Here is a 24,063-nt window from a genome sequence, read left to right on the forward strand (position 1 = left end):
GTATCTTTCGGGTTCGCCGGCACTTTCGCCAACTGCTCTAAGCCACCGCATATGAACGGGTAATGAGGCAGCTTTGCGACGAAAATCGTGCGGTTCTTGTGCCGCGATCCGCCGAAACGGCCCTATTTAAACCAGTCGCGTTCGTCTGGCAAAAGCGCCGAGCGCGGCGCGGTCGTCATGGTCGAGGCCAAGCCGTAGCGTCACCCAGCACAGCGGGACGAAGGCGAGCAGCAGGGCAACGGCCCGGACGGGCGCGCCCAATGGTCCGAGAGCGAGGCCGAGCATGGCGAGGACCGTCAGGCCCGCGCCGCCGATCAGCAGTCCGCGCAGGAAGGGCAGGTCGAACGGCTGGAGGCCGTCGCTCACTTTCAATTCGACGACCGCCGCGACGGCGATCACGACCGCGCCGATGCTGACCGCTATCGCCATGCCCTCGGCGCCGCGGTCGGGCGCGAAAATGCCGGCGAGGAATGCCCAGACCGCGATTCCGGCGAGGCTGTTGAAGAAGGGCAGCAGGCGATGCCCGGTCATCTCGACGATCGGCGTCGCCGGGCCGATAATCGCTTCGCCCATCCGGCCCAGGGTCAGGATGACCAGCGCGGCGAGCGCCGCGTCCGCCCCGGGCCCGAACAGGCTCAATATGTCGGACGCGAGCAGGATCAGCAGCCCGCCCAGCGGCAGCACGAGCGCCGCGGACAGGCGCGAGGAAAAGGCGTAGAGCGGCGCGATCCGGGCGCGGTCCAGCGCCGCCTGGGCCGAGCTGAGCGGCGCGAGGACGTAGAGAAAGGCCTGGCGGACGATCAGCGGGACCGACGCGACCTTGCGGGCGATGCCGAACAGGCCGGCGGCGGTCGCTCCCTGGGCCCCCGGCAGCATCAGGTTGAGGATGATCGGCGGCAGGTCGTTCAGGGTCCGCCGGGCGATTGCGCTCGGCGACAGGGCGATACCCGAAACCAGCACATTGGCGCGCAGCGCCGCCGGCACCGGCGCGCGCAGCATGAGACGCATGTCATAATAGCGCGCGAGCAGCCGCGCCGCGAGAATGGCGACGAGCGCCAGAGATAGCAGATGGGCGAGGAGCAGCCCCGTGCTCGTCCAGCCGGCGAGGAAGAAACCGACCGCGAAGGCGAGCCGCGCGCACTGCTCCCAGAATATCCGCAGCCGGATTTCGGGGCCGAACGCACGGCGCGCGCGCGCCGCCGATGTCGCCACCTCGACAAAGGTCCAGAGCGGCAGCGCCCAGGCGAACAGGGCGATCATCTCGGGCAACCGGGCTGCGTCCTCGGGCGCTGCCGAAACGAAACCGGCGATCTGCGGCGCGAACAGGGCGACGAGCGCCGCGATCGCTATGGCCGGGAGCGTCGTGACGAGCAGCGCGAACTTGACCGCGCCATGCGCCGCTTCCTCGCTCTCGACGGGCACGATCCGCTGCAGCGCCTGGGTCAGCGAGAGATCGACGATCTTCTCGGCCATGTTCACCGCCGACCACAGGACGATGTAGAGGCCGTAGGTCGCGATCCCGAACAGCCATGTGTAGAGCGGCTGCGCGACGACTTCGATCAGCGCGCCGAGCCGGGCCATCGCCGCCATTGCCGCGCCATGCGCGACGTCGCCGCGTTCGACCGTTTTTCCGGCGACGGTTTGCCCGCTATCGGCCCCCTGCGCTATCGCTTCATTCCTCGGTTCGGATCAGCACGGCCTCGCCGATCAGCAAAAACAGGAAGAAGGGCGCCCAGGCCGCGAGCAACGGCGGATAGGCGCCGATATTGCCCATGGCTAGCGCGAAATTGTCGGCGACGAAATAGGTGAAACCGAGCGCCATGCCGATGATCGCGCGGATGAAGAGTTGGCCGGAACGGGCGAGCCCGAAACCCGCCACGGCGCCGAGCAGCGGCATCAGCAGGGTGGATAGCGGGCCCGATATCTTGTGCCAGAGGCCGGCCTCGAGCGCGGTGGTCGGCCGGCCTGCCGCCTGGAGATCGGCGATCGCCTGGCGCAGCTCGAAAAAGTTGAGCGCGCCGGCCTCGATATTGGCCAGCGTGAACTGGTCGGGCGTCACGCCTTCGGCGATGACGAGCGATTCCGGATTGCTCTGTTCGACCGCCGAAACGTCGAATTGCTGGGGGTTTTCCAGCCGCCAGCCGTTGCCGGTATAGGTGGCGCGTTCGGCGCTGACGAGAAACTCGATCACGCCGCCGGTCCGGTCATATACGGTCACGCCGTCGAGTATGGTCGCATCGCCCCGCCCGGATACGCTCCGCGCGTTGATCAGGTCGTTGCCGTCGCGCACCCAGACATTGGTCGCGCCGGCGCGCTGTTCGGGGATCGGGCCGTAATCGACGGACTCCCAGGCGCTGAGCGTTCCATAGGCGGGGGCGACGACGCGTTCGTTGAAGATGAACAGGCCGATGCCGACGATGAAGCTCGTCAGGATCAGCGGCGCGAGGATCTGGTGCGCCGACGCGCCGGCCGCCTTCATCGAGATGATTTCGCTGTTCGCGTTCATCGAGCTGAGCGCGATCAAGGTGCCGAGCAGGGCGGCGAATGGAAGAAACCGCTCGATCAGCTGCGGCACGCGGAGCGACACGTAGAACCAGAGTTCGGCCTCGCCATTGCCCTCGGGCGCGAGAATCTGTCCCGATTCGCCGAGCAGGTCGAGCGTCATCAGGATGACGACGAGCCCGCCCAGCACCGCGAATGTGCGGGTCAGGAACATCTTCGCCATGTAGAGCGAGATCGTCCGTGACGGGAAAAACTGTAGCTGCGGTGCGTCCAAGGATCAGCTCCCGATCGGGCTCCGCCGGCGCAGGAACAGCCGCCGCACGAATCCGGCCATCTTGGAAAATCCCTTTTCGAGCGCGCCGATCGGCTGGCCGCCCGGCACATAGGCGATATGGTAGTACATCCAGGCGATGAGCGCGGCGAAAACCGCGAACGGCACCCAGAGCGAAATCAGCGGATCGACCCGGCCGAGCGCGGCCAGATCTTCGCCATATTGGCAAATCTTGTGATAGGTGGTGATCATCACGACGGACAGGAACACGCCGAGCGCGGATGTCGAGCGCTTGGGCGGGACCGCGAGCGCCACGGCGAGCAGCGGCAGCAGGAACATCATCGCGATCTCTGCCATCCGGTAGTGGAAATTGGCCCGGCTCGCGAGCCGCAACTCTTCCGGAGCGCTACTGTCGCTCCCCACCCGCGCCAGCTCGAACAGGGTGAGTTCGCGATGTTCGCCGCCACGCCCCCTGAACTGTTCGATCTGCGGCAGATCGATCGGCAGGTCGTGACTTTCGAAGCTCAGCACGCGCGGGCTCTCGAAATCGGCTTGGTTATGGATGAGCCGGCCGTTGGTGAGGCGCAGCAGGATCGTGTCCTGCTCGTCGGTCGCCATGAAGGTGCCATGATCGGCGGACACCGAGAGCTGCCGGCCCTGGGGCGATGTGGTGCGCACGAAGATACCCGACAGGTCCCGGCCGTCATTCGTGCTTTCCTCGACCCGGAGCGTCATGTTGCTGCCGAGATTGTTGAACTCGCCGACATTGATCGATGCGCCGAGCGCGCCCGAACGCAGCTCGAACTGAAGGTTTTCGTATGAATAGCGCGCGATCGGCTGGAAATAGCTGACGATCAGCAGGTTGAGCAGCACGAAGCCGACCGTGAAGATATAGGGCACGAGCAGCAGTCGGCGATAGCCGATGCCGACCGCGCGCAACACGTCGAGTTCCGAGGACAGCGCGAGCTTGCGGAAGGCGAACAGGATACCGAGCATCAGCCCGACCGGGATCGCCAGCGACAGATATTCGGGCACGAGATTGGCCAGCATCTGCCACACGACATTCACCGGCCCGCCCTCGCGCGCGACGAAATCGAACAATCGCAACATCTTGTCGAGAACCAGCAACATGGCCGCGATGACCAGCGTCGCGACGAGCGGCACGATGATCAGCCGGAACATATAGCGGTCGGTGGCAGTGAAAATTTGCAAAGTTCAGACGCTCCGTGACCATAATTTGGCCGCAAGCATTGGGGATATCTGACAGAAATAGGGGATTAGTTTGAATTTTGCCATGCCTGATCCGGGCAAACAGGCCTTGGCAAATATGTTGGAGTTGGTTTCAATGCTGAAAAGCACGATTATCCCTGCGGCCGCTGCCCTGCCCATGGCCGCTTTCGCAACTGCAGCCGATGCGGGCACGCGCGTGCCCAACGACCTGTCGCAATGCCGCGCCGGGGCATCGGGATCGGCGGCGCTGGTGCGCGTCGTCGGTTTTCGCGACGATAACGGCCGGGTGCGCGTCCAGTCCTACCAGGGCGACAATAACTGGCTCGAACGCGGCCAGTGGCTGCACCGGGTCGATATTCCCGTCCAGCCCACCAATCGCAACATGACCGTGTGTCTGCCGTTGCCCGGCCCGGGCACGTACGGGATCGCGGTTCGCCATGACAGCAACGGCAATAACCGGTCGGACCGGCGCGATGGCGGCGGCTTTTCGGGCAATCCCGACCTGTCCTTCCCGTTCAACCTCGAGCCCGATTACGATGAAGTCGCGTTTCGCGCCGGCAACGGGGTCACCCGGATAACCGTCGTCCTCAATTACATGCAGGGCACGGCGGTGGAGCCGATCGGCTAACCCGATGGTCTGCGTCGCCCTTCTCTCCAATCCCCGGTCGACGGGAAATGTCGCGATGTTGCCGCGCATCCGGAAGTTCTGCGCGCAACGATCCGACATCTTCCATTACGAGGTCGAGGATGTGAGCCAGATCGGCGACGCGCTCCAGACGATCGCGCGCGTAAATCCGCAGATACTGGTGATCAATGGCGGCGACGGGACGGTACAGGCGGCGCTGACCGAACTCCATCATGGCCGGCATTTCTCGGATACGCCGCCGCCGGTCGCGGTCCTGCCCAACGGCAAGACCAATCTCATCGCGCTCGATCTCGGCGCCGACGGCGATCCGATCGAGGCGCTCGAGCGGATCATGGAGATCGTCCGCACCGACCTGTCCGACCATATCGTCCGTCGCGAACTGATCGCGCTGACCGGCGGCGACGCCAACGGCCGGCCCGTGCTCGGCATGTTCCTCGGCGGGGCGGGGCTGGCCGATTCGATCCTCTATTGCCGGCACAAAATCTATCCGCTCGGGCTCCCGAACGGCTTCAGCCATCTGATCACCGCGATCGCCGTGGTCTTTTCCGCGCTGTTTCGGATCAAGGCGCGATTCCTGCCGCCCCAGGCGCGGCCGATCAGCGTGTCGGTCGTCCATCAGGGCGAAATCCAGGGCAAGTTCGCGCTGCTGATGGTGACGACGCTCGAGCGCCTGCTGCTGAAGAGCCAGACCAATATCGGCTCAACTGCCTCGGGACCGCTCAAGCTGATGATGGTCGAGCAGAAGCCGCTGGCGCTCCTCCGCGCCGCCTGGGCGAGTTTCCTCGGCAAGCTGGACAGCGCGCAGCTCGCCGGCGTCCATCTGAGCCATGGCAACGAGATCCGGATCGAGGGTGACAAATCCAGCGTGATTCTGGACGGCGAACTGTTCGAGGCGCAGAGCGAACGGCCGATCGTGCTGACCCCGACAATGCCCGTACCCTTTCTCTCGCTGACGGCGTGACCCGGCTCCAGGACCTGGTACGCGCGGAGCTTGAGGCGCCCGTCGATCCGCGCGTCACCAGTTTTGCCCGCCATGTCGCCGGCCTGTTCGGCGATTCCGCGCGCGCCGTGCTTTTCTATGGCTCTTGCCTGCGGACGACCGAACTCGACGGCCAGATGCTCGATTTCTACGTCATCGTGTCCGAATATCGGGCCGCCTATGACCGGCGCTGGCTCGCGGTTGCGAACCGGCTCATCCCGCCCAATGTCTTTCCCGTCCAGCATGGCGGTTTGCAGGCAAAATATGCGGTTCTCAGCGAAAGCGATTTCGCGCGCCTCGCCTCGTCCCGAACCCGCAACGTCTCCGTCTGGGCGCGCTTCGCCCAGCCGTCACGCCTGGTCTGGAGCCGCGACCCGGCGGCGGCCGAACGCGTCACGGAATCCGTTTCGCTGGCTGCTCCGGCCCTGCTCGAAGCGGCGCTTCCGATGATCGAGGGCGAGGTATCGACGCTCGATCTCTGGCGCCGCGCCTTTGCGCTCACTTACAGCGCGGAGCTGCGCGCCGAGCGGCAGGGCCGCGCCGCCTCGGTCGTCGATTTCGATCCCGATCGCTACCGGCGGTTCGCGGCTCCCGTGCTCGCCACGCTCGGCATCGATATCGCTGTCGATGGAGATGAACCGCTCGCGCTGGGGCATCGGACCGGCGCACGCGCCGCGCGCCGGACATGGGCGCGGCGGCGGATCGAAGGCAAATTGCTGACGCTCGCGCGGCTGGCCAAGGCCAGCGCCACCTATGCGGGCGGCGTCGATTATCTCGCCTGGAAGATCAACCGGCACGCCGGAACCGAGATCACGGTCCGGCCCTGGCAGCGACGCTGGCCGCTGCTCGGCGCCCTGGCGCTGCTGCCGCGGCTCTTGCTGCGCGGGGCGGTCCGCTAGCCCGCCCGCCGGTTGCCCGGTGCCGCATTGGCGACGGCGTCCGCCAGAGCGGCGATGGTGAACGGTTTGCGGAGGATCGCATGGCCCGAAAACTGTTCGCCGTCGATCGCCTCGCGCGCATAGCCGGTCACGAAGATCACCGGCAGATCGGGATGGCTGGCCGCGACCCGGTCCGCAAGCTCCGGCCCCGTCATGTCGGGCATCACGACATCGGTCAGCAACAGGTCGATATCGGGGCGCTCGGCCAGCACATCGATCGCCGTCGGTCCGTTGGCGCAGGCCAGCACGACATGCCCGAGTTCCTCGAGACCGGCGGTCGTCGAGCGGCGCACCCGCTGATCGTCCTCGACCAGCAGGATCGTGAGACCGTCCCTCGCGCCGTTCCCGCCGGACGCTGCCGCGGCCGGGGCTTCGGGCGCGACGACGTCGCCATCGAAACGCGGCAGGAACAGCGACACGGTCGTGCCTTCGTTAACTGTTGAATCGATCCGCACATCACCGCCGGACTGGCGGACGAAGCCGAATATCTGGCTGAGGCCGAGGCCCGTTCCCTTGCCGACAGGCTTGGTTGTGAAGAAGGGCTCGAACACATGCTCGATCACCCCATCGTCCATGCCGCTGCCGGTATCGGTGACGGCGATCTGCACATAATCACCGGCGGCGATGTCGCCGACCTCGTCATCTGCAAGCGTCCGGTTGCGGATGGCGATCGTCAGCTCGCCTTTTCCGTCCATCGCGTCGCGGGCGTTCACCGCGAGATTGAGGACGGCGTTTTCGAGCTGGTGCGGATCGACCCAGAGCGGCCAGATATCGCTATCGGCCTCGATCGCCACCGTGATCTGTTCGCCGATCGACCGGCGGAGCAGGTCCGCCATGGTATCGATCCGCGCGGCCGCGTCCGTGCCTTCGGGCAGGAACGGCTCGGCGCGGGCGAAGGTCAGCAGCCGGCGGGTCAGCGCCGCCGCCCGATTGGCGCCTTCGAGCGCATTCTCGATATGTTCGTTCGCGCGCTCGGGCTGTTCGGCCATCTTCCGCTTGGCGAGATCGAGTCCGCCGATCACGACCGCGAGCATATTGTTGAAGTCGTGCGCGATCCCGCCGGTCAGCTGGCCGACGGCTTCGAGCTTCTGCGCCTGGTTCAACTTCTGCTCGGCGGCCGTCCGCTCGGCGACTTCGGCGCGCAGCTGGGCGTTCAACGCTTCGAGCTCGGCCGTGCGTTCGGCGACGGCATCCTCCAGCTCTTCGGCGCGCTGATCGGCGTCGAAGCGCTGACGGAAGGCGCGGATCGTCGCATAGGCGAGGATCAGCGCAACGATGGCGAGGATGATCCCGGCGACGGTCAGCAGGTTGGCCAGTATCCGGGCCCGTTCGTTGGTCTCGATCCGCGCCGCCGATCGGCCGCTCAGCAATGTCCGTTCATAAGCGGCGATCTCGTCGAGCGTTGCGATCACCGCGACGCCGTTCTGGCTGTTGGCGACGCTGTTGTACCGGGCGAGCGCATCGAAATTCTGCCCCGCCGACGTCAACCGGGTGATCGCGGCCAGCTCGCTGCCATAGGCATCGTACAGCGTTTCCAGTCGTTCCGCCCGCTCGGCCTGGGCCGGATAGCCGCGGACGATCCGCTGGAGGCTCTCGATCTGCCGGGCAGCGGCCCGGCGCTCGTTGCGATAGATGGTGGCCGGCGTGCTGTCGCCGTTGATGACGAAGCGGCCGAGCGCGACCTCGGCCCGGGCCATCGATTCCTCGATATTCCGCACCGCCATGATCGTCTCGAAACTCTGGCGTTCGCTGCGCGCCGCTTCGTCACGCTCGTCGTTGGACTGGATGACGAGATAGACGAGCACGCCGAACAGCAGTGTGAGCACCAGCGCCGCCGCGCTGGCGAATCCGCGTCGCCAGACCTCCTCGTTGGCGGAGGCGGCCAGTGCCGCTCCCCCATATCCGTCCACCATAGCGGAGAAGCTATAGAACCGTCAGCCGGGCGCGGATAGCGGGCGGGCTCTGTTCGTCCCCCGATTCCGCTCGGCTGGACGTACGAACGCCCTAGGAAATGGCGCCCGTGGCCTTTCCGGCCGCCTCGAACATGCCGAGGATCTGCTCGACCTGTTCGGCCGTATGCTCGGCGCAGAGCGAGCAGCGGAGCAGGTAAACGCCGACCGGGGTCGCGGGCGGGCGCGCCATGTTGACGTAAAGCCCGTGCTCGAGCAGCGCCTGCCACATGCGCACCGCCTTTTCCTGATCGGGCAGCAGCACGGCGAGGATGGCGCTTTCCGGTTCGTCGGTCGCCAGCTTGAAGCCGAGATCGCGCAGACCCTGGTGCAGCCGCTTGCTATTCTCCCAGAGATGCGCGCGCTTGTTGCCCGCATGCATGAGCTTGCGGATCGAGGTCGTCGCGGTGGCCACCACCGAAGGCGGCAGCGACGCTGTGAAGGTGTAGGGCCGGCAGACGAGGCGCAGGAAATCCGTCTTCGGATGGTTCGACACGCAAAAACCGCCGACCGTGCCGACGCTCTTCGAGAAGGTGCCGATGATGAAATCGACCTGGTCGAGCACCCCCTGCGCTTCGGCGACGCCGCGGCCATGTTCGCCGAAAAAGCCCATCGAATGCGCTTCGTCGACGAGCACCATCGCGCCATATTTCTTCGCGATCGGGACCATCTCGTCGAGCGGGGCGATATCGCCGAGCATCGAATAGACGCCCTCGAGCACGACCAGCTTGCCCGCCTCGGGCGGCAATTTGGCGAGTCGCTTTTCGAGATTTTCGACGTTATTGTGCCGGAACCGGACGATGTCGGCATTGCCGAGGAAACAGCCGTCATAGATGGACGCATGGCTGTCGGCGTCGAGGATCACATAATCGCCGCGCCCGGCCAGCGTCGAGACGATGCCGAGATTGGCCTGATAGCCGGTCGAAAAGACCATGGCATGGTCCATGCCGTAAAATTCCTGGAGCGCTTCCTCGCACGCCTTGTGGCCCTGATAGGTGCCGTTGAGCACTCGGCTGCCGGTCGTTCCGGAACCGAATTTCTCGAGCGCCTCCTGGCCCGCCGCGATGACGTCGGGATCGAAGGTCATACCCATATAGTTGTAGGTGCCGAGCAGGATCGTGTCCTTGCCGTCGATCACCGCCTCGGTCGGCGACTTCACCTCGTCCATGACGATGGCGAACGGATCGCGTACGCCGGCGGCGAGCAGGTTGTCGCGCTCCTGGATCAGCGGTTCGAATTTGGCGAAGAGATCGGCGGCCTGCGGTTCTTCGGTTTCCGCCAGCACCGCTTCGGTTGTCGTTGCGTTCATTATTTCAGCTCCTCGACGGCATCGACAAGCTGGCCCACGGTTTCGATCTCGGCCTGCTGGTTCATCGTGATCACGATGTCGAACTCGTCCTCGATCGACGCCACGAAATCCATGACCGTCAGGCTGTCCCATTCGAGATCGCCGGCAAAGGTCGTGCTTTCGTCAAGCTCGACGCCCTTTGCGTTGAACGGTTCGATGAGATCCTTCACGGAGGCGAAGGTCGTCGCGCGGTCTGTCATGATGCGTCCCTAAAGTGTATGGAAATGGCTTGCCAAGCGAATGCGGCGGTAAAACGGCAAAGGATTGTCGAATTCAGCGCGGATCGGGCGGGATTCTATGCCGGAGAGGGGCCTGAAACCGCAGTTTTCCGGCTATTTCAGCCAATCCTGCTCGCGATACCAGCGCGCCGTATCCGCCAGCCCCCGGTCATGGGGTATGGCCGGTATCCAGAGCGTCGCGGGCGGTTTGCGGTCCGGATCGACGACCCAGTCGGGATGGCAGAAATAGCGCGCGCGATCCGGCGTCAGTTTCGCGTTTTCGCCCCTGAACAGTCCGTCCATCCGCGCGCCGAACCGGACGAGCGGCGCGGGCATCGACAGGGTCCGGACATCCCGGCCGACGGCGCGGCCCAGCGCCTGGCCGAAAGCGACATGGCTCAGCCCGCCCGGCGTCCCGTCGTCCGGTTCGTAAATCGCGCCGATCGCCGGCTCTGCCTCGACCGTCGCAAGCATGAGCGCGCACAGATCGCGGACATGGATCAGCGACGTCCGGCCCTCCGGCGGCAGGATGACCACGCCCTTGGCCGCCATGGCGAACAGATCGAGCGTTTCACCGTCGCCGGGGCCGTAGACGGCGGGCGGGCGGATGATCGTCCAGTCGAGGGCGGACTCTTGTACAACGCGTTCTGATTCCGCTTTCGACCAGCCATAGTCGGATAGATCGGGCTCGCGCGCTGCCAGCGAGGAGATATGGATGAAGCGCCGGACGCCCGCCTGGCGGGCGGCGTCGATGACATTGGCAGTCCCCGCGATATTGGGCGCGGCGAAGCCGTCCCGGTCCGGTGCGCGGATCGCGCCGGCGATATGGATCACGCTATCGGCGCCGCGCGTGAGGAGTTCGAGATTCTCCGGTTCCGACAAAGTGCCCGATATCCAGTCTATGCCGGGGCAGGGCGGTTGGTCCCGCCGGGTCAGCGCCCGTACCCGATGGCCGGCATCAACCGCCACGCGCAGCAGATGCCCGCCGACAAAACCCGTACCGCCCGTGACCGCGATCGTGCTCACAGGAAGACCATATGGTTGCGATGGACGAGAGCGGGGCGCGGTGCATAGCCGAGAATGGCTTCGAGTTCACCGGTTTTGCGGCCCATGATCTTCTGTGTGGCTTCGCTGTCATATTCGGCGAGGCCCCGGGCGATGATCGTGCCGTCCTCGTCGGCGATATCGACGACGTCGCCCCTGCCGAACGCGCCGCTCAGGCCGGTAACGCCAGCGGGCAGCAGACTGTTGCCGTCGCGCAGCGCGCGCGCCGCTCCCCCGTCGATCGTGATCCGGCCGGCCGCGGTCAGCCGTCCGGCCATCCAGGCTTCGCGCGCCGATGGCGCCCGTTCGGCGGTGAATATCGTGCCGATGCCGCTCTCGGCAAAGGCGGTGAGGGGTGCGTCCTGCTGGCCCGATATGATGGCGAGCGGCATGCCGGCGGCCGTCGCGATCCGCGCCGCCTCGACTTTCGAAGCCATGCCGCCCGAGCCCATCGTAGAGGCGCCCGCCGCCATCGCACCGATCCGCGCGTCGATCGTCTCGACCGAGCGGATCAGTTCGGCGGTTTCGTCGCGCCGCGGATCGGCGCTGTAGAGCCCGGCGACATCGGAGAGCAGGACGATCCCGTCGGCGCGCGCGGCCTGGCCGATGCGCGCGGCGAGCCGGTCATTGTCGCCGAAGCGGATTTCCTCCGTCGCGACGGAATCATTCTCGTTGATCAGCGGGACGGCGTCGAGACGGAGCAGCCGGTCGAGCGTCGCCGCCGCGTTCAGATAGCGCCGCCGGTCTTCGAGATCGCCGAGCGTCACCAGTATCTGCGCGGCCCGAAGATCGTGTGCGCCGAGCAGCTCGGCCCAGCACTGCGAGAGCGCGATCTGGCCCGCGGCCGCCGCCGCCTGCGCATCGTCGAGGCTCTTGCGCCCGCCGCCTTCGAGGCCGAGCAAGCGCGCGCCGAAGGCGATCGCGCCCGAGGAAACGAGAATGATCTTCTGCCCCGCGCGCTGCCGTTCGGCCATCTCGCCGACCAGGGTCGCAAGCCAGTCGCGCCGGACCGTACCGTCCTCCGCCACCAGCAGAGACGATCCGATCTTGACGACGAGGCGCGGGCAGTCGTCCGGCGCGAACCCGGTCAGAGCGGCGACCATGTTTCGCTTTCCTCGGCCTCGGCCGCTTCGTCGGACGGCGGCGACCCGAGCGCCTCGATCACATGATCGAGCACGGTTTCGAGGCCTTCGCCGGTCGCGCCGGACAGCGGCAGGACGGTCGCGCCCGTCGCCTCGGCCAGCTCGGCGCCCAGCGCGTCCATGAGCTCCTCGTCGAGCAGGTCGGCCTTGTTGAGCGCGACGATTTCGGGCTTGTCGGCCAGTCCCGCGCCATACTCCTTCAGCTCCTCGCGGACCGTCCGCCAGGCCTTGACCGGATCCTCGCCGTTCGCGTCGATCAGGTGCAGCAGCACCCGGCAGCGTTCGACATGGCCGAGGAACCGGTCGCCGATCCCCGCGCCTTCGGCCGCGCCCTCGATCAGGCCGGGAATGTCGGCCATCACGAAATCGCGGCCCTTGTGCTCGACGACGCCGAGCTTGGGATGGATCGTCGTGAACGGATAGGCGCCGACCTTCGCCTTGGCGTTGGAGACGGCGTTGATGAAGGTCGACTTGCCGGCATTGGGCATGCCCAGCAGCCCAACATCGGCGATCAGCTTCAGCCGCAGCCAGACCCACATTTCCTCGCCCGGTTCGCCCGGCTGGTGCTGGCGCGGCGCGCGGTTGGTCGAACTCTTGTAGGAGAGGTTGCCGCGCCCCCCGATGCCGCCTTCGAGCATCGTCTTGCGCTGCCCGGCCTTGGTGAAATCGGCGAGCACGACTTCCTTGTCCTCGCTCAGGATCTGCGTGCCGACCGGCACCTTGATGACGAGATCCTTACCGCCGGCTCCGGTCTGTTGCTTGCCCGAGCCGCCCTTGCCGCGCGGCGCCTTGAAATGCTGGGCGTAGCGAAAGTCGATCAGGGTGTTGAGGCCCTCGACCGCCTCGAACACGATATCCCCGCCCCTGCCGCCGTCGCCGCCGTCGGGACCGCCATATTCGATATATTTTTCGCGCCGGAAGCTGACGGCCCCGGGGCCGCCCGCACCGGAGCGAATATAGATCTTGGCCTGGTCGAGAAAATGCATGGCGGCTATGTAGGCGAGGGGAGGGGGGTTGGCCAGAATGCGCGGCACAAAGAAAAGGGGCGGCCCGAAGACCGCCCCGATCCGCCAGGAAATGCCGCCCTAGAAGCGCGTACGCACCGTCAGACCGTACATCCGGGGCTGTTGCGGGAAGGCCGAACGCGATCCGCTCCGCAGCGTCGTGTTGAAGGTCACCCCCCGGGTGGTGACGTTGGTGATGTTGGTCGCCCAGACTTCGAGGCCCCAGCTTTCGTCCTCCGCGCCGATACCGGCCCTCAGGTTGATCTTCACATTGCCGTCCTGGATGTCGAAGGGCAGCGGCGTCGTATCCGCGAGGTTGGCCGGATCGGACGGCTGGGTCGATGTCCGGCGGTCGTCCTCCATCCGGATCTGCCCGTTCAGGAACCAGGCGAGATTGTCGCCGATCGTGCCCCGGTAATCGGCGCCGGCGATGGCGACGAGATCGGGGGCGTTGGTCAGCTCGTTCCCGCACAGATTCTGGACGCGCAGCACGGTAAGATTGCCCGCGCAATCGCCGGGGTAGCGGGCGTCGATCCAGGTCACGCCGAGGTTGAACGTCAGATTGTCGGTCGGCTGGATCAGCGTCTCGATCTCGATGCCCGACGAAATCGCCTGGGGCACGTTGAACGTCTCGAACTGGGCGCCGGTGAACTCGAGTACCTGGAAGTTGCTGAACTCCTGGTAGAACAGCGCGACGTTCGCCGTCACCGCATCGTCGAGCGCCCGGGCCTTCAGGCCGATTTCATAGGCGTCCACCTCTTCGGACGCGAAGGTCGGGTCCGCCCCGCCGATTGCCGCGGTGGCGTCCAGGTTGAAGCCGCCCGACTTATAGCCATGGGTGAAGCTGGCATAGACCGTGACCGGCGCGTCGAACTCATAGGAAAGTTTGGCCGTGTAGATAAGCTCTTCGTCGCTGAACGAACCCGCGAAGGAACGCGGCAGGGGCAATACCGCCGCCGCGGGCAGGTCGGCCGGAGCGACGAACGGAAAACAGCCGGTGACGAGGATCGTCGGTTGCAGTGCCGCGGGAACGGTACCGAGATTGCCCAGCACGGCCGGGCAGAGCGGGTTGTTGATCGCTGTCTGCTGGAAGGCGCCATCCTTGCTCTCGTCCGAATAACGCAGGCCAAGCGTCAGATTGATGTTGTCCGTCAGCTCGAACACGTTGTGCGTGAAGATCGACCAGCTTTCGCTGTTTTGCGTGAACCGGTTGCTCGCCGATACCACCGACGGGTCGATCCCGCCCGATATGACGGTCAGCGGATTGGCGCCGAACGCGCCGCCGGTCGGTGCGAAGATCAGCGCGCCGACGAGTTCGCCATAATCGTCGCCGAGCGAAGCCGTTACCTCCTGGCTGATATCCTCGTCCGAATAGTAGAAGCCGACGAGCCAGCTCCAGCGATCGTCGAACGCTTCGCCCTGCAGGCGCAACTCGTGCGTCATCGTGTCGATATTCGTGCGCTGCCGGTCGATATTGAAGACGTCGATCGCGGTGAAATCGGAATCGTTGGATTCGAGTGCGTCGAATTCGCGGTATGAGCCGATATAGATCAGGTCGGCATTGTCGCCGATCGGTATTTCGACCTCTGCGGTGATGCCCCATTGCTCGACATCGGTCATCGGCGGGAAAGTGGCCGAGGTGATCCGGTCGTCGAGCGCATCCAGGCCGGAATTGGGCTGGAACTGGCCGCCGCGCGGGCCGAGGCCTACAAGATTGAATAGCCCCGCGGTTTCGACCGGCGACGGCCGCAGCTCGATCGCCGTACAGCAATTGGCCGTGCTTTCGGAAAAGTCGGTGATGATCCGGACGCTGACGCCGCCGAGACTCTCATAGCCGATCTGGCCGCGGACCAGATACTGGTCGATATCGTTGGATTCGCCGATCACGCCCGTGCCGTCGATGACGTCGACATAGCCGTCGCGTTCGCGATAGGCGCCGGTCAGGCGTACGGCCAGCGTGTCCTGGATTAGCGGTACGTTGACCGCGCCCTGGATGCTCATCAGGTCGTAATTGCCGTAGCTCGCATTGGCGAACCCGCCGAATTCGCGCAGATCGGGCCGGTTGGTGGTGATGTTCAGCGCGCCGGCGGACGTGTTGCGGCCGAACAGCGTGCCCTGCGGCCCGCGCAGAATTTCGACCCGCTCGACATCGACGAATTCGGCAAGCGCCACGCCGGGCCGCGACTGATAGGCGCCGTCGATGAAGATGCCGACCGCGCTCTCGAACCCGATATTGTTCGAGGTCGTGCCGACCCCGCGGATACGCAGCACGTTGGTGCTCGATGCGTTTTGCGCGTTCGATGTCGAGAAGCTCGGCGATACCTGGGTGATCTCGGTGACGTTGACGACGCCCTGGCGGTCGAGTTCGGCGGCGCCGACCGCGGTCACGGCGATCGGAACATCCTGGATGTCTTCCGCGCGCCGGGTGGCGGTCACGATGATCACGTTGCTCGTATCGACGGCGGACGCCCCTTCCTCCTGTGCATGGGCGATGCCGGGAATGGCCAGCGCCGCCACGGCGGCGGTGCCACACAAAGTGCGTTTCAGCATGATGTCTCTCTCCTTCGGGGCCGCTTCTTGTTTTCGGTGGCCCTCGTCGGATCGGAACGTGAATAAACTGGCGCACTATCGCAAGACGCAGGCGCGGTTTTGCGCCGCCAGTAGACGTATTCTCACCCGGAGTGTGGCATAATTACAATTATGTTACACATCCGTACCGATCCGCCGTGCGGTTTAGCAACTTTTACCGCCGGTACGTTCGGCTAGCTGACGCCGTGGCTGGCTTTCCCGCTTTCCAGTGACTGGGTGAAACGCCGCTCGGCGATTTCCCGGCCGGTTTCGCGGGCAAGGCCCAGCGAGGCGGACAACTGGCGTCCCATGAGGGCGTCGCCCAGAGCGAGGAGGACGAGTTCCAGCGTATCCTCGTGCAGCCGTCGGTCCTCATGTCCGTCTTCTCCAAGCTCGTCGACCAGCTCATGGATCTTCTCGACGATCGGGTCGAGCGCGTCTTCATTGCCGGAGATCAGCATCCAGGAGGCGAGAGCGCCGGCGCCTTCCTTGTCGAATGCGTCGAAAGTGAGGTCGACGATATCGCGCGGGCTGCCCTCTCCGGCGCGGGACTTGAGCACCGCCTGGCTGATCGTCTCGCAGATCGTTTCGGCGAGATAGCCGGCCAGCGCCCGCTGCAGGCCCGATGCGGATCCGAAATGATGAAGCAGGTTGGCATGCGTCCGCCCGATCCGCGTGGCCACCGCTTTCAAGGTGACGGATTGCGGCCCGGTCTCGATCAGCAGCTGCCGCGCGGCCTGCAAGGCGGCGGTGCGGCTTTCTTCCGGGGTCAGGCGCTTTCTCGCTATTGACATTAATGTAAGTAGCCTTCAGATACTGAATAAATTGCAATGGAGTCGCACCATGGCCAAAGACCGGACACCTGTCGACCTAGAGATTACGCCGCGTGACCGCCGCTTCGGGCGGGACGCAACCCAGGCGCGCTGGTGGATGAACAATGACCCGATCGCGACCGCGTTTTACAACGCGCTGTCGGTCACCTTTCCCAAGGGGGAAGCCTATTTCGTGGAGGCGGTGAAGGCGCATCGGGACGGGGTGCCGCCCAAGCTCGAACGCGAGATTCGCGCCTTCGTCCAGCAGGAGGTGATGCACAGCCGCGAGCATGTCGCCTTCAACCGCAAGGTGTCCGAAACCGGCTACGATATCACGCCGCTCGAGCGCGTGGTCGACGAGTCGCTTGAAAAGACAAAGGACCGGCCGCCCGTGATCGCGCTCTGCGTGACGATGGCGCTCGAACATTATACCGCGATCCTCGCCCACCAGTTCCTCTCCGTGCCGGAGCTGCTGAACGGTGCGGACAAGGAATGGGCCGATCTGTGGCGCTGGCACGCGGTCGAGGAGATCGAGCACAAAGGCGTGGCCTATGACACCTGGCTCCACGCGACCCGCGACTGGTCCCGCTGGGAACGTTGGAAGGTCAAGGCGCGGGTCATGCTGCTGGTGACGATGATGTTCTGGCCGCGCCGGATACGCGGCATGCGCGCCCTGCTAGCGCAGGACGGGATCACGGGCTGGCGCGCCCTGGCCCGGATCAACTGGTATCTCTGGGGCAAGCCCGGCCAGCTGCGCCGCGCGCTCAGGCCCTGGCTCGCCTATTTCCTGCCCGGCTTCCATCCCTGGAACCATGACGATCGCGAACTGATCCGGCTCGCCGACAGCGAGTATAGCGATGCCGTCATGCCGGGCCGCGAGGAAGCGCTGGCTGCCTGAATAGGGCCGGGCCATGCCCGCGCGTGGCGGACACGGCCCGGCCGTCAGTCGGTGATCATGCCGCCAGCGCCGGCGGCGCGGTTTGCGCCATGTCGTCCTCGTCGGACTCGAACATAACGCAATCGACCGCGCAGCCCCGCGCCCGCGAATGACGCGGCTCGACATGGCCCGTCCGCCGGAATCCGAGCTTTTCGAGCACGCGGCCCGATGCCGGATTGTCGACGAAATGGCCAGCGAGGATCCGGGTATAGCCGAGCGAGGCGCGCGCCGCCGCGATCGCCGCTTGGCCCGCTTCGGTGGCGAAACCGCGGCCCCAGGCATGGGGCGCGATCCAATAGCCGAGTTCCGGCGCCTCGTCGCCGTCCATGAAGCCGATGCCGCCGATCATCCGCACCGGATCGACCGTCCGGTCGACGATCTGGAAATTGGGATAGTCGGGGTCCGGTTCGCGCGAGAGAAACTCTTCGGCGTCTTCCCGGGTGTAGGGCCAGGGCATCCGCGTCGTGTTCCGGGCGATACGCGCGTCGGCGATCGTCTCGGCAAGTACGGGGGCCTCCTCCATCCAGCCGGGCCTCAGCAACAGTCTCTTTGTAACCGCGAACATGTCTCTCTCCATGCCGCCCCCGAAGCGCTGCTGTACGCGCTTTCGGTGACGATTGTATGAGGGAGACCATAAAAAAGGGAGATCGGGTCAGCCCGTCTCCCTCAATCGGCCCCGTTTCCGGAACCTTCGGGCTGCCCTCCCTGAGGACAGCCCTTTATCGACTGTCCTTTATTCGGCCGCTTCGGCCATTTCCACGCCCACATAGGTGCGGTTGTTGCGGCCTTTCTTGAATCGGACCGTGCCGTCCACGAGCGCGAAAATCGTATGGTCGCGGCCGAGACCGACATTGTCCGCCGGAATCCATTTGGTCCCGCGCTGGCGCACGATAATGTTGCCGGCCACGACGTTTTCGCCGCCGAACTTCTTGACGCCCAGGAATTTCGGGTTGGAGTCGCGACCGTTGCGCGACGAACCGCCTGCTTTCTTATGTGCCATGGTTACGCGTCCTTATCGCCAGTTTCGGTCTTATTTTGAGTCTTCGGCGCTGCCTTTTTGGCAGGCGCTTTCTTCGCCGGGGCCTTCTTGGCTGGGGCCTTTTTGGCCGCGGTCGTCGTCTTGGCGGCCGCCGTCTTCTTGGCCGGGGCCTTTTTGGCGGGCGCCTTCTTCGCCGGTGCGGCCTTGGCCGTCTCGGCGGTGTCGGCCTTGGCGTCGGTCTTCGCCGCGGCGGTCTTCTTGGCCGGAGCCTTCTTCTTCGCGCCGCCGATGCCCGTGATCTTGATCTGGGTCAGCATCTGGCGATGGCCGTTCTTGCGGCGGTAATTTTGGCGCCGCTTCTTCTTGAAGATGACGACCTTCTCGCCCTTGCCCTGTTCGACGATCTCGCCGGACACGCTAAGGTTCTTCACATCCTTCAGGTCGGCGCCTTCGCCGGCCATCAGAACATCGTCAAACGAGACCGAATCGCCGGCTTCGCCAGCGATCTTCTCGACCGTGATTACATCACCTTCAGCGACGCGATATTGCTTGCCGCCCGTGCGCACGACTGCGAACATGGTACCAACTTTCATCAATTCTGCGATCCGCACGAGACTCAAGGCCGCAGCCAAGCACCCGCGCGGGAAAGCGCGCCAAATATGGGAACTATGCCATTATGTCAACCGATGGCGGCGTCTAAATTCAGGCCGCCGCGGCATTCTCCCCACTCGCTTCGTCATCGAGATCGCGGTCCAGGAATTCGCGGACATGGCCGATGAACTCGTCCGGATGGCTCAGCATGAACAGATGGCCGCCATCCTCGATGATGACAAGCTCGCTGCCCGGGATCAGCGTGTTGAGGATTTTCCCGTTGACCGGTTGGACGATCGGGTCCCGGTCGCCGGTCAGGATCAGGGTCGGCTTGCGCAGGAAGGGCAGGGCGGGGGCGCTGGTCCAGCCCAGCATCGCCAGCAGCTGGTAGAAATAGCCGAGCTTGGAGGGCGGTTTGATCCGGTGGATATGGCCGTCCGAGCCCTTGGTCGATCCGCCGTACAGCGTCTCGAAATGCGTCTCCATGAATTTGGGGTCGATATAGCGGCGCGGGTCCGCCATTTTCGACAGCGCCTCGAACTTGCCGGGCACCATCAGCATCCCCGCCGTCGTCGCGACGAGGATCAGCCGATTGGTGCGCCGCCCGTGCTGGAGTGCGAAATGCTGCGCCATCGCGCCGCCCCAGCTGACGCCCATGACGTCGACGAGCGGCATGTCGTAACGCTCGAGCAGCTGGTCGGTGATCCGCGACATGGTGAAGGCGTTGTAGGGCAGGGTCGGTTCGGGCGATTCGCCGACCCCGGGCATGTCGAAGGTCAGAAAATCGCGATCGTCGAGCATCGTCGGGAGCGGCGACGCGACTTCGGTATTGGCGCCGATCCCGTTGAAGAAGAGCAGGGGCGGCTTGCCGTTGGGCGGCCCCGAATAGCGCCAATAGGCGACCTGCAACTGCCGGCCGCCGACGGACTCAAGCGTGTATTCGGGGGCTTTCATATGGCGGGATTGGGACATGAAGGACTTTCTGTTGGTGCGAAACTGTTACCGGCCGTAATGCAGCCGCCTATTCGAGGACATAGGTTCCGGGGGCCGGTTCCATCGCCTTGTTCGCCTTGCTGCCGAGCGATTTCGGCGCATCCTTCTGCTCCCCCGACCGGCTCTGCAGCCAGTCCATCCAATAGGGCCACCAGCTATCCTTGATTTCCTCGGTGCCTTCCATCCACTTGTCCACAGAGGCGGGCGGCTTTCCTTTCTTCTTTGCCTTGAAATATTTGGCCTTGGGATTGCCGGGCGGATTGAGGATCGCCTGCATATGGCCCGATTGGGAGAGCACGAACTCGACATTCTTCGAACCGAACAGCTGGGTCGAACGATAGCAGGCGCGCCACGGCGTGATATGGTCGGTCACGCCGCCCAGGATGAACATGTCGTTCTTGACCTTTTTGAGGTCCAGCGTGTGGCCGGCGACGTCGAAGGTTCCGGGCTCGGCATAGGCATTGGCCTCGAACAGGTCGAGAAAATCGCCCATCAGCGATGCCGAGAGATTGGTGGCGTCCGCATTCCAGAACAGCACGTCGAACGCCGGCGGGTCCTCGCCCATCAGATAGTTGTTGATCACATAATTCCAGATGAGGTCGTTCGGCCGGAGCCAGGCGAAGCTGCGCGCGAGCGAACTCGCCTCGATCACGCCCTTGCGCTTGGCGCGCTGCTTGGCGAGCGCGATGCCGTTTTCCGAGACCAGTGAGCTGGCCTCGGTATCGCCGGGCTTGGGTTCCAGCACGCAGACCATCATCGTCGCGGCGCCGATCCGGTCGTTCTTGTCCGACGCGAGCCTGGAGAGCAGCACCGACATGGTCTGCCCGCCCGAACAGCCGCCCGAGACGTTGACTGTGTCCGATCCGGTAATGTCCTGCACCGCATCGAGCGCGCGGATGCAGGCATCGACATATTCGTCCATGCCCCAGACGCCCATCTCCTCGGTCGGGTTGCGCCAGCTGATGACGAAGGTCTGGATGCCGTTGTCGACCTGGAACTTCACCACGCTCTTCTCGGGCGAAAGGTCGTTGATATACATCTTGTTGATCTGCGGCGGGATCGTCAGCTGCGGGATCGCGTACACCTCGTCGGTCGAGGGCTGATACTGGATCAGCTCGAACATCTCGTCGCGATGGACGACCGCGCCGGGCGAGGTCGCGACATTCTCGCCGAGCGTAAACGGCTTCTTGTCGACCTGGCTGACCATGAAGTCGTTATTGACCATGTCGTCATAGGCGTTTTTCAGACCCTTCACGAGAGAAAGCCCGCCGCTGTCGATCGCCCGCTTCTGCGCCATCGGATTGAGCGCGAAGCTGTTGGTGGGCGCAAGCGCGTCGATGACGATCTGCGAGATGAAGCTCGCCCGGTCCTTCTCCAGCGCGTCGAGCTCGAGATCGTCGATCCAGCGCTTCGTGCCTTTTTCGACCGCGAGGAAATACTGCATCCCCGCCTTGTAGAAGGGGTTGAAGCTGAACGCCGGGTCCATGAACCGCTTGTCGCGCGGATTGGGCGCGAGCTCCGACTTGCCCGTCATGATCTGGACGACATCTTCGGAAAAGCTTTGCGCGTGTTTGAAGGCCCTTTGCGGGTCGCTTGCGGTTTCGCGCAGCAGCATCGCGATCGCACCGACGAAATCCTCGCGCGCCAGGCCGACCAGCGGCCCCAGCGCCATCGTCGCTTCCGGTTCGCCCTCGAGCGTCGGTCCCTCTTGCGCCATGGCATCCCTCTCTCGGTTTTTTCTTTGCAGCGTGGCGCTGGAAGGGCCGGGATGTCAACAATGCGGATCAGATCGGTCCCCAAAGTTGACATAGTAGACACACAGGCTGTTTCGCGAATGGAGCTCGAACGGCACGCACGCCCGTCATTGCGAGGAGGTCCGAACTCGTTTCGGGCCGACGCGGCAATCCAGAGCGTTCCGCGCTTGGGCCTGGATTGCTTCGCTTCGCTCGCAATGACGAAATCTGAGCGTCGCAGAGAGCAATCGATTTGCTCGACCGAGAATATCATACGTCCCGACCTGTAGGACAGGAAATAGGATCGGCGGTAGCGATGTGGGGAAAGCGATCTTCCCCTTTTGTTCCTTCTGGTGCACAGCATTGCCATGGCGCTGACCATTTCCAATCGCGAGGCACGCAGGCTCTGGCTCGACGCCCAGGGCCTGTCGGCGACGCCGACCGGGCCGCTCGACGTCATGGCGATCATTCGCGATCTCGGCTTCGTCCAGCTCGACACGATCCGCGCCGTCGCCCGCGCGCACCACCATATCCTCTGGTCGCGCAACCAGAATTATCGCGAGCCGATGCTGTGGCAGCTGCTGGCCGACGAGCGAGCGGTGTTCGAACATTTCACGCATGACGCCTCGGTATTGCCGATGGAATATTATCCCTATTGGCGGCGGCAGTTCGGGCGGCTCGAACAGAAGATCCGTCGCTGGGAAAGCACCCGGTCCATGCCGGATGCCGAGGGCCGGGCGGCGATCAAGGCGCGGATTGCAGCGGAAGGCCCGCTCTCCACCCATGCCTTCGACACCAAGGCGCCGGAAAAGGCGATGTGGGTGCGCCCGCCGCACAAGATCGCGCTCGACTATATGTGGTTTCGCGGCGAGCTGGCGACCGCGCATCGCGAGAATTTCACGAAATTCTATGACCTCAGCGAACGCGTGATCCCCGACCGTCTGCGCGAGGCGGAGGTGGCCGACGCGGCGCAGATCGACTGGCTGTGCCGGTTCGCGCTCGACCGGCTGGCCTTCGGCAGCGAGGGCGAGATCATGCGCTTCTGGGACGCGGCGGCGCTCCCCGAGGTCAAGGCCTGGCGTAGTGCGAATGCGCGCGATCTGGTTGCGGTCGAACTGCAATCCGCCGATGGCGGAACGATCAAGGCCTTCGCGCCTCCCGACATCGAACAGCGGCTCGCCAACCTGCGCGCGCCGACGTCCCTCCTGCGCATTCTCAGTCCCTTCGATCCCGCCGTGCGAGACCGGAAGCGGCTGGCGCGCCTGTTCGGCTTCGATTTCCGGATCGAGATTTTCGTCCCCGCGGCGCAACGCAAATGGGGCTATTATGTCATGCCGCTGCTCGAGGGCGACCGGTTCGTCGGGCGGATCGAGGCCAAGGCGGACCGGAAAAAGGGGGTGCTGAGCGTCCACAATGTCTGGCCCGAACCCGGCGTCAAATGGGGGCCGGCGCGGCGGGACAGGCTCGACGCCGAACTTGACCGGCTGGGCCGGTTCGTCGGATGCCGAACGGTGGCTCGGGAGGAGGGCGCACGCGATGAGTGAAATGGATATCGAACTTCCCGAAGGCCTGCGCCGGGCCGGTCCGGCCGACTGGCGGACCATCGGCGCGATCACCGGCGACGCGTTCCAGGACGATCCCGTGTCGGGCTGGATCTTCGGCAGCAAGCGCGCCATGCCCGCGATATTCGGCCGCCAGGCGCGGCACCTCTATCTGCCGCGCGGCGTTTGCCATCTGGCCGGGGACCGCGGCGCGACGATGTGGCTGCTGCCGGGCGCGCGCAAGGCCGCATCGCCGCTCGCCACTCTCGATATCGGTTTCCAGATGACGCGGCTTGCCGGGCTCGCCGCGGTGCGGCGCGGCATGGCCGCCGAAGCGGAGATGACCCGCAAGCGCCCGAAAGAGCCGCACGCCTATCTCTTTACGATCGGCGTCCGGTCTTCCGCGCGGGGAACCGGCCTCGGGCACGCCTTGCTCGCGCCGATGCTCGCCGCCTGCGACCGGGCCGGACTGCCTGCCTATCTGGAGAATTCCAACCCGCGCAATCACGGCTTCTATGCCGGTCACGGGTTCGAGCACAGGGAGCATTTCGAACCCGCTCCCGGCGCCCCGCCGCTCGAGGCGATGTGGCGGGAACCGCGCTGACCGGCGACGGCCCCCGCCTGTGTCGTTTCGGGAT

General features: G+C 65.0%; 22 protein-coding genes. 6 read left to right on the forward strand and 16 right to left on the reverse strand.

Annotated elements, in window-relative coordinates; all coding sequences use genetic code 11:
- Window positions 1-126 precede the first annotated feature (126 nt).
- From HFP57_RS15655 to lptF, 3 genes are all read right to left on the reverse strand, one after another.
- On the reverse strand, window positions 127-1,590 hold the full coding sequence (locus HFP57_RS15655) for a lipopolysaccharide biosynthesis protein (RefSeq protein WP_176870658.1): 1,464 nt from the start codon (window positions 1,588-1,590) through the stop codon (window positions 127-129).
- 82 nt (window positions 1,591-1,672) lie between these two features.
- Window positions 1,673-2,776: an LPS export ABC transporter permease LptG gene (lptG, locus tag HFP57_RS15660; RefSeq protein WP_281363101.1), complete on the reverse strand. Its 1,104-nt coding sequence runs from the start codon at window positions 2,774-2,776 to the stop codon at window positions 1,673-1,675.
- 3 nt (window positions 2,777-2,779) lie between these two features.
- Window positions 2,780-3,985, reverse strand: a complete 1,206-nt coding sequence (gene lptF, locus HFP57_RS15665; RefSeq protein ID WP_246263198.1) for an LPS export ABC transporter permease LptF — start codon at window positions 3,983-3,985, stop codon at window positions 2,780-2,782.
- 133 nt (window positions 3,986-4,118) lie between these two features.
- On the opposite strand from lptF, the gene HFP57_RS15670 reads away from it, so the two are divergent.
- From HFP57_RS15670 to HFP57_RS15680, 3 genes are read left to right on the forward strand one after another with little or no spacing between them, the layout of a single operon-like run.
- The gene (locus HFP57_RS15670; RefSeq protein WP_246263199.1) at window positions 4,119-4,631 is read left to right on the forward strand and encodes a DUF2141 domain-containing protein; all 513 of its coding nucleotides are present in this window, start codon (window positions 4,119-4,121) and stop codon (window positions 4,629-4,631) included.
- Window positions 4,632-4,635: 4 nt separating this feature from the next.
- Window positions 4,636-5,610, forward strand: a complete 975-nt coding sequence (locus HFP57_RS15675) for a diacylglycerol/lipid kinase family protein (RefSeq protein ID WP_176870659.1) — start codon at window positions 4,636-4,638, stop codon at window positions 5,608-5,610.
- Window positions 5,607-6,527 (forward strand): hypothetical protein, encoded by a 921-nt coding sequence (locus tag HFP57_RS15680; RefSeq protein ID WP_176870660.1) that lies wholly within the window; start codon window positions 5,607-5,609, stop codon window positions 6,525-6,527. Before HFP57_RS15675 ends, HFP57_RS15680 begins: the two co-directional genes overlap by 4 nt.
- Here the strand turns inward: HFP57_RS15680 and HFP57_RS15685 are convergent.
- From HFP57_RS15685 to HFP57_RS15720, 8 genes are all read right to left on the reverse strand, one after another.
- On the reverse strand, window positions 6,524-8,479 hold the full coding sequence (locus HFP57_RS15685; protein ID WP_176870661.1) for an ATP-binding protein: 1,956 nt from the start codon (window positions 8,477-8,479) through the stop codon (window positions 6,524-6,526). The genes HFP57_RS15680 and HFP57_RS15685 overlap by 4 nt on opposite strands.
- 91 nt (window positions 8,480-8,570) lie before the next feature.
- Window positions 8,571-9,824, reverse strand: coding sequence for a serine palmitoyltransferase (spt, locus tag HFP57_RS15690; RefSeq protein WP_176870662.1), 1,254 nt, complete (start codon window positions 9,822-9,824; stop codon window positions 8,571-8,573).
- Complete coding sequence (locus HFP57_RS15695) at window positions 9,824-10,063, reverse strand: acyl carrier protein (protein ID WP_176870663.1); 240 nt, start codon at window positions 10,061-10,063, stop codon at window positions 9,824-9,826. Before HFP57_RS15695 ends, spt begins: the two co-directional genes overlap by 1 nt.
- Before the next feature lie 132 nt (window positions 10,064-10,195).
- Window positions 10,196-11,107, reverse strand: a complete 912-nt coding sequence (locus HFP57_RS15700) for an NAD-dependent epimerase/dehydratase family protein (RefSeq protein ID WP_176870664.1) — start codon at window positions 11,105-11,107, stop codon at window positions 10,196-10,198.
- Window positions 11,104-12,228, reverse strand: a complete 1,125-nt coding sequence (gene proB / locus HFP57_RS15705) for a glutamate 5-kinase (protein ID WP_176870665.1) — start codon at window positions 12,226-12,228, stop codon at window positions 11,104-11,106. The genes HFP57_RS15700 and proB overlap by 4 nt, the downstream gene beginning before the upstream one ends.
- The gene (gene obgE / locus HFP57_RS15710) at window positions 12,213-13,253 is read right to left on the reverse strand and encodes a GTPase ObgE (protein ID WP_176870666.1); all 1,041 of its coding nucleotides are present in this window, start codon (window positions 13,251-13,253) and stop codon (window positions 12,213-12,215) included. The genes proB and obgE overlap by 16 nt, the downstream gene beginning before the upstream one ends.
- A gap of 99 nt (window positions 13,254-13,352) precedes the next feature.
- Complete coding sequence (locus HFP57_RS15715; RefSeq protein ID WP_176870667.1) at window positions 13,353-15,821, reverse strand: TonB-dependent receptor; 2,469 nt, start codon at window positions 15,819-15,821, stop codon at window positions 13,353-13,355.
- A gap of 212 nt (window positions 15,822-16,033) precedes the next feature.
- A complete protein-coding gene (locus tag HFP57_RS15720) occupies window positions 16,034-16,633 on the reverse strand; it encodes a TetR/AcrR family transcriptional regulator (protein ID WP_176870668.1) in 600 nt (199 codons plus the stop codon).
- Window positions 16,634-16,682: 49 nt separating this feature from the next.
- Between HFP57_RS15720 and HFP57_RS15725 the strand changes: the two genes are divergently transcribed.
- Window positions 16,683-17,549 carry a metal-dependent hydrolase gene (locus HFP57_RS15725; protein ID WP_176870669.1) on the forward strand — a complete coding sequence of 289 codons (867 nt, stop codon included), beginning with the start codon at window positions 16,683-16,685 and terminating at the stop codon, window positions 17,547-17,549.
- Window positions 17,550-17,604: 55 nt separating this feature from the next.
- Here HFP57_RS15725 and HFP57_RS15730 read toward each other — a convergent pair whose 3' ends face one another.
- The 5 genes from HFP57_RS15730 to HFP57_RS15750 all read right to left on the reverse strand — a co-directional run bounded on the left by HFP57_RS15730 (window position 17,605) and on the right by HFP57_RS15750 (window position 21,868).
- Window positions 17,605-18,153 (reverse strand): GNAT family N-acetyltransferase, encoded by a 549-nt coding sequence (locus tag HFP57_RS15730; protein WP_176870670.1) that lies wholly within the window; start codon window positions 18,151-18,153, stop codon window positions 17,605-17,607.
- 168 nt (window positions 18,154-18,321) lie between these two features.
- Entirely contained in the window at window positions 18,322-18,588 is a 267-nt protein-coding gene (gene rpmA, locus HFP57_RS15735) for a 50S ribosomal protein L27 (RefSeq protein ID WP_176870671.1), read from the reverse strand.
- Window positions 18,589-18,590: 2 nt separating this feature from the next.
- Window positions 18,591-19,145 carry a 50S ribosomal protein L21 gene (gene rplU, locus HFP57_RS15740; RefSeq protein WP_176871363.1) on the reverse strand — a complete coding sequence of 185 codons (555 nt, stop codon included), beginning with the start codon at window positions 19,143-19,145 and terminating at the stop codon, window positions 18,591-18,593.
- Between the two features lie 124 nt (window positions 19,146-19,269).
- Window positions 19,270-20,130, reverse strand: a complete 861-nt coding sequence (locus tag HFP57_RS15745; protein ID WP_176870672.1) for an alpha/beta fold hydrolase — start codon at window positions 20,128-20,130, stop codon at window positions 19,270-19,272.
- Window positions 20,131-20,179: 49 nt separating this feature from the next.
- On the reverse strand, window positions 20,180-21,868 hold the full coding sequence (locus HFP57_RS15750; protein ID WP_176870673.1) for a PHA/PHB synthase family protein: 1,689 nt from the start codon (window positions 21,866-21,868) through the stop codon (window positions 20,180-20,182).
- A gap of 384 nt (window positions 21,869-22,252) precedes the next feature.
- On the opposite strand from HFP57_RS15750, the gene HFP57_RS15755 reads away from it, so the two are divergent.
- Entirely contained in the window at window positions 22,253-23,428 is a 1,176-nt protein-coding gene (locus tag HFP57_RS15755; protein ID WP_176870674.1) for a winged helix-turn-helix domain-containing protein, read from the forward strand.
- On the forward strand, window positions 23,421-24,029 hold the full coding sequence (locus HFP57_RS15760) for a GNAT family N-acetyltransferase (protein WP_176870675.1): 609 nt from the start codon (window positions 23,421-23,423) through the stop codon (window positions 24,027-24,029). Before HFP57_RS15755 ends, HFP57_RS15760 begins: the two co-directional genes overlap by 8 nt.
- The last annotated feature ends 34 nt before the right edge of the window (window positions 24,030-24,063 follow it).

This window comes from Parasphingopyxis algicola (assembly GCF_013378075.1).
In the GTDB taxonomy this organism is placed as follows: Bacteria; Pseudomonadota; Alphaproteobacteria; order Sphingomonadales; family Sphingomonadaceae; genus Parasphingopyxis; species Parasphingopyxis algicola.

What these genes read in the sequence shown, in the direction of transcription:
- HFP57_RS15750 (WP_176870673.1), bottom strand. Translation starts at nt 21,868, where the DNA reads ATGGCGCAAGAGGGACCGACGCTCGAGGGCGAACCGGAAGCGACGATG.
- HFP57_RS15685 (WP_176870661.1), bottom strand. Translation starts at nt 8,479, where the DNA reads ATGGTGGACGGATATGGGGGAGCGGCACTGGCCGCCTCCGCCAACGAG.
- HFP57_RS15760 (WP_176870675.1), top strand. Translation starts at nt 23,421, where the DNA reads ATGAGTGAAATGGATATCGAACTTCCCGAAGGCCTGCGCCGGGCCGGT.
- HFP57_RS15720 (WP_176870668.1), bottom strand. Translation starts at nt 16,633, where the DNA reads ATGTCAATAGCGAGAAAGCGCCTGACCCCGGAAGAAAGCCGCACCGCC.
- HFP57_RS15745 (WP_176870672.1), bottom strand. Translation starts at nt 20,130, where the DNA reads ATGTCCCAATCCCGCCATATGAAAGCCCCCGAATACACGCTTGAGTCC.
- rpmA (WP_176870671.1), bottom strand. Translation starts at nt 18,588, where the DNA reads ATGGCACATAAGAAAGCAGGCGGTTCGTCGCGCAACGGTCGCGACTCC.
- HFP57_RS15675 (WP_176870659.1), top strand. Translation starts at nt 4,636, where the DNA reads ATGGTCTGCGTCGCCCTTCTCTCCAATCCCCGGTCGACGGGAAATGTC.
- HFP57_RS15695 (WP_176870663.1), bottom strand. Translation starts at nt 10,063, where the DNA reads ATGACAGACCGCGCGACGACCTTCGCCTCCGTGAAGGATCTCATCGAA.
- HFP57_RS15730 (WP_176870670.1), bottom strand. Translation starts at nt 18,153, where the DNA reads ATGTTCGCGGTTACAAAGAGACTGTTGCTGAGGCCCGGCTGGATGGAG.
- HFP57_RS15670 (WP_246263199.1), top strand. Translation starts at nt 4,119, where the DNA reads ATGCTGAAAAGCACGATTATCCCTGCGGCCGCTGCCCTGCCCATGGCC.
- proB (WP_176870665.1), bottom strand. Translation starts at nt 12,228, where the DNA reads ATGGTCGCCGCTCTGACCGGGTTCGCGCCGGACGACTGCCCGCGCCTC.
- HFP57_RS15715 (WP_176870667.1), bottom strand. Translation starts at nt 15,821, where the DNA reads ATGCTGAAACGCACTTTGTGTGGCACCGCCGCCGTGGCGGCGCTGGCC.
- spt (WP_176870662.1), bottom strand. Translation starts at nt 9,824, where the DNA reads ATGAACGCAACGACAACCGAAGCGGTGCTGGCGGAAACCGAAGAACCG.
- obgE (WP_176870666.1), bottom strand. Translation starts at nt 13,253, where the DNA reads ATGCATTTTCTCGACCAGGCCAAGATCTATATTCGCTCCGGTGCGGGC.
- HFP57_RS15725 (WP_176870669.1), top strand. Translation starts at nt 16,683, where the DNA reads ATGGCCAAAGACCGGACACCTGTCGACCTAGAGATTACGCCGCGTGAC.
- HFP57_RS15655 (WP_176870658.1), bottom strand. Translation starts at nt 1,590, where the DNA reads ATGGCGGCGATGGCCCGGCTCGGCGCGCTGATCGAAGTCGTCGCGCAG.
- rplU (WP_176871363.1), bottom strand. Translation starts at nt 19,145, where the DNA reads ATGTTCGCAGTCGTGCGCACGGGCGGCAAGCAATATCGCGTCGCTGAA.
- HFP57_RS15755 (WP_176870674.1), top strand. Translation starts at nt 22,253, where the DNA reads ATGGCGCTGACCATTTCCAATCGCGAGGCACGCAGGCTCTGGCTCGAC.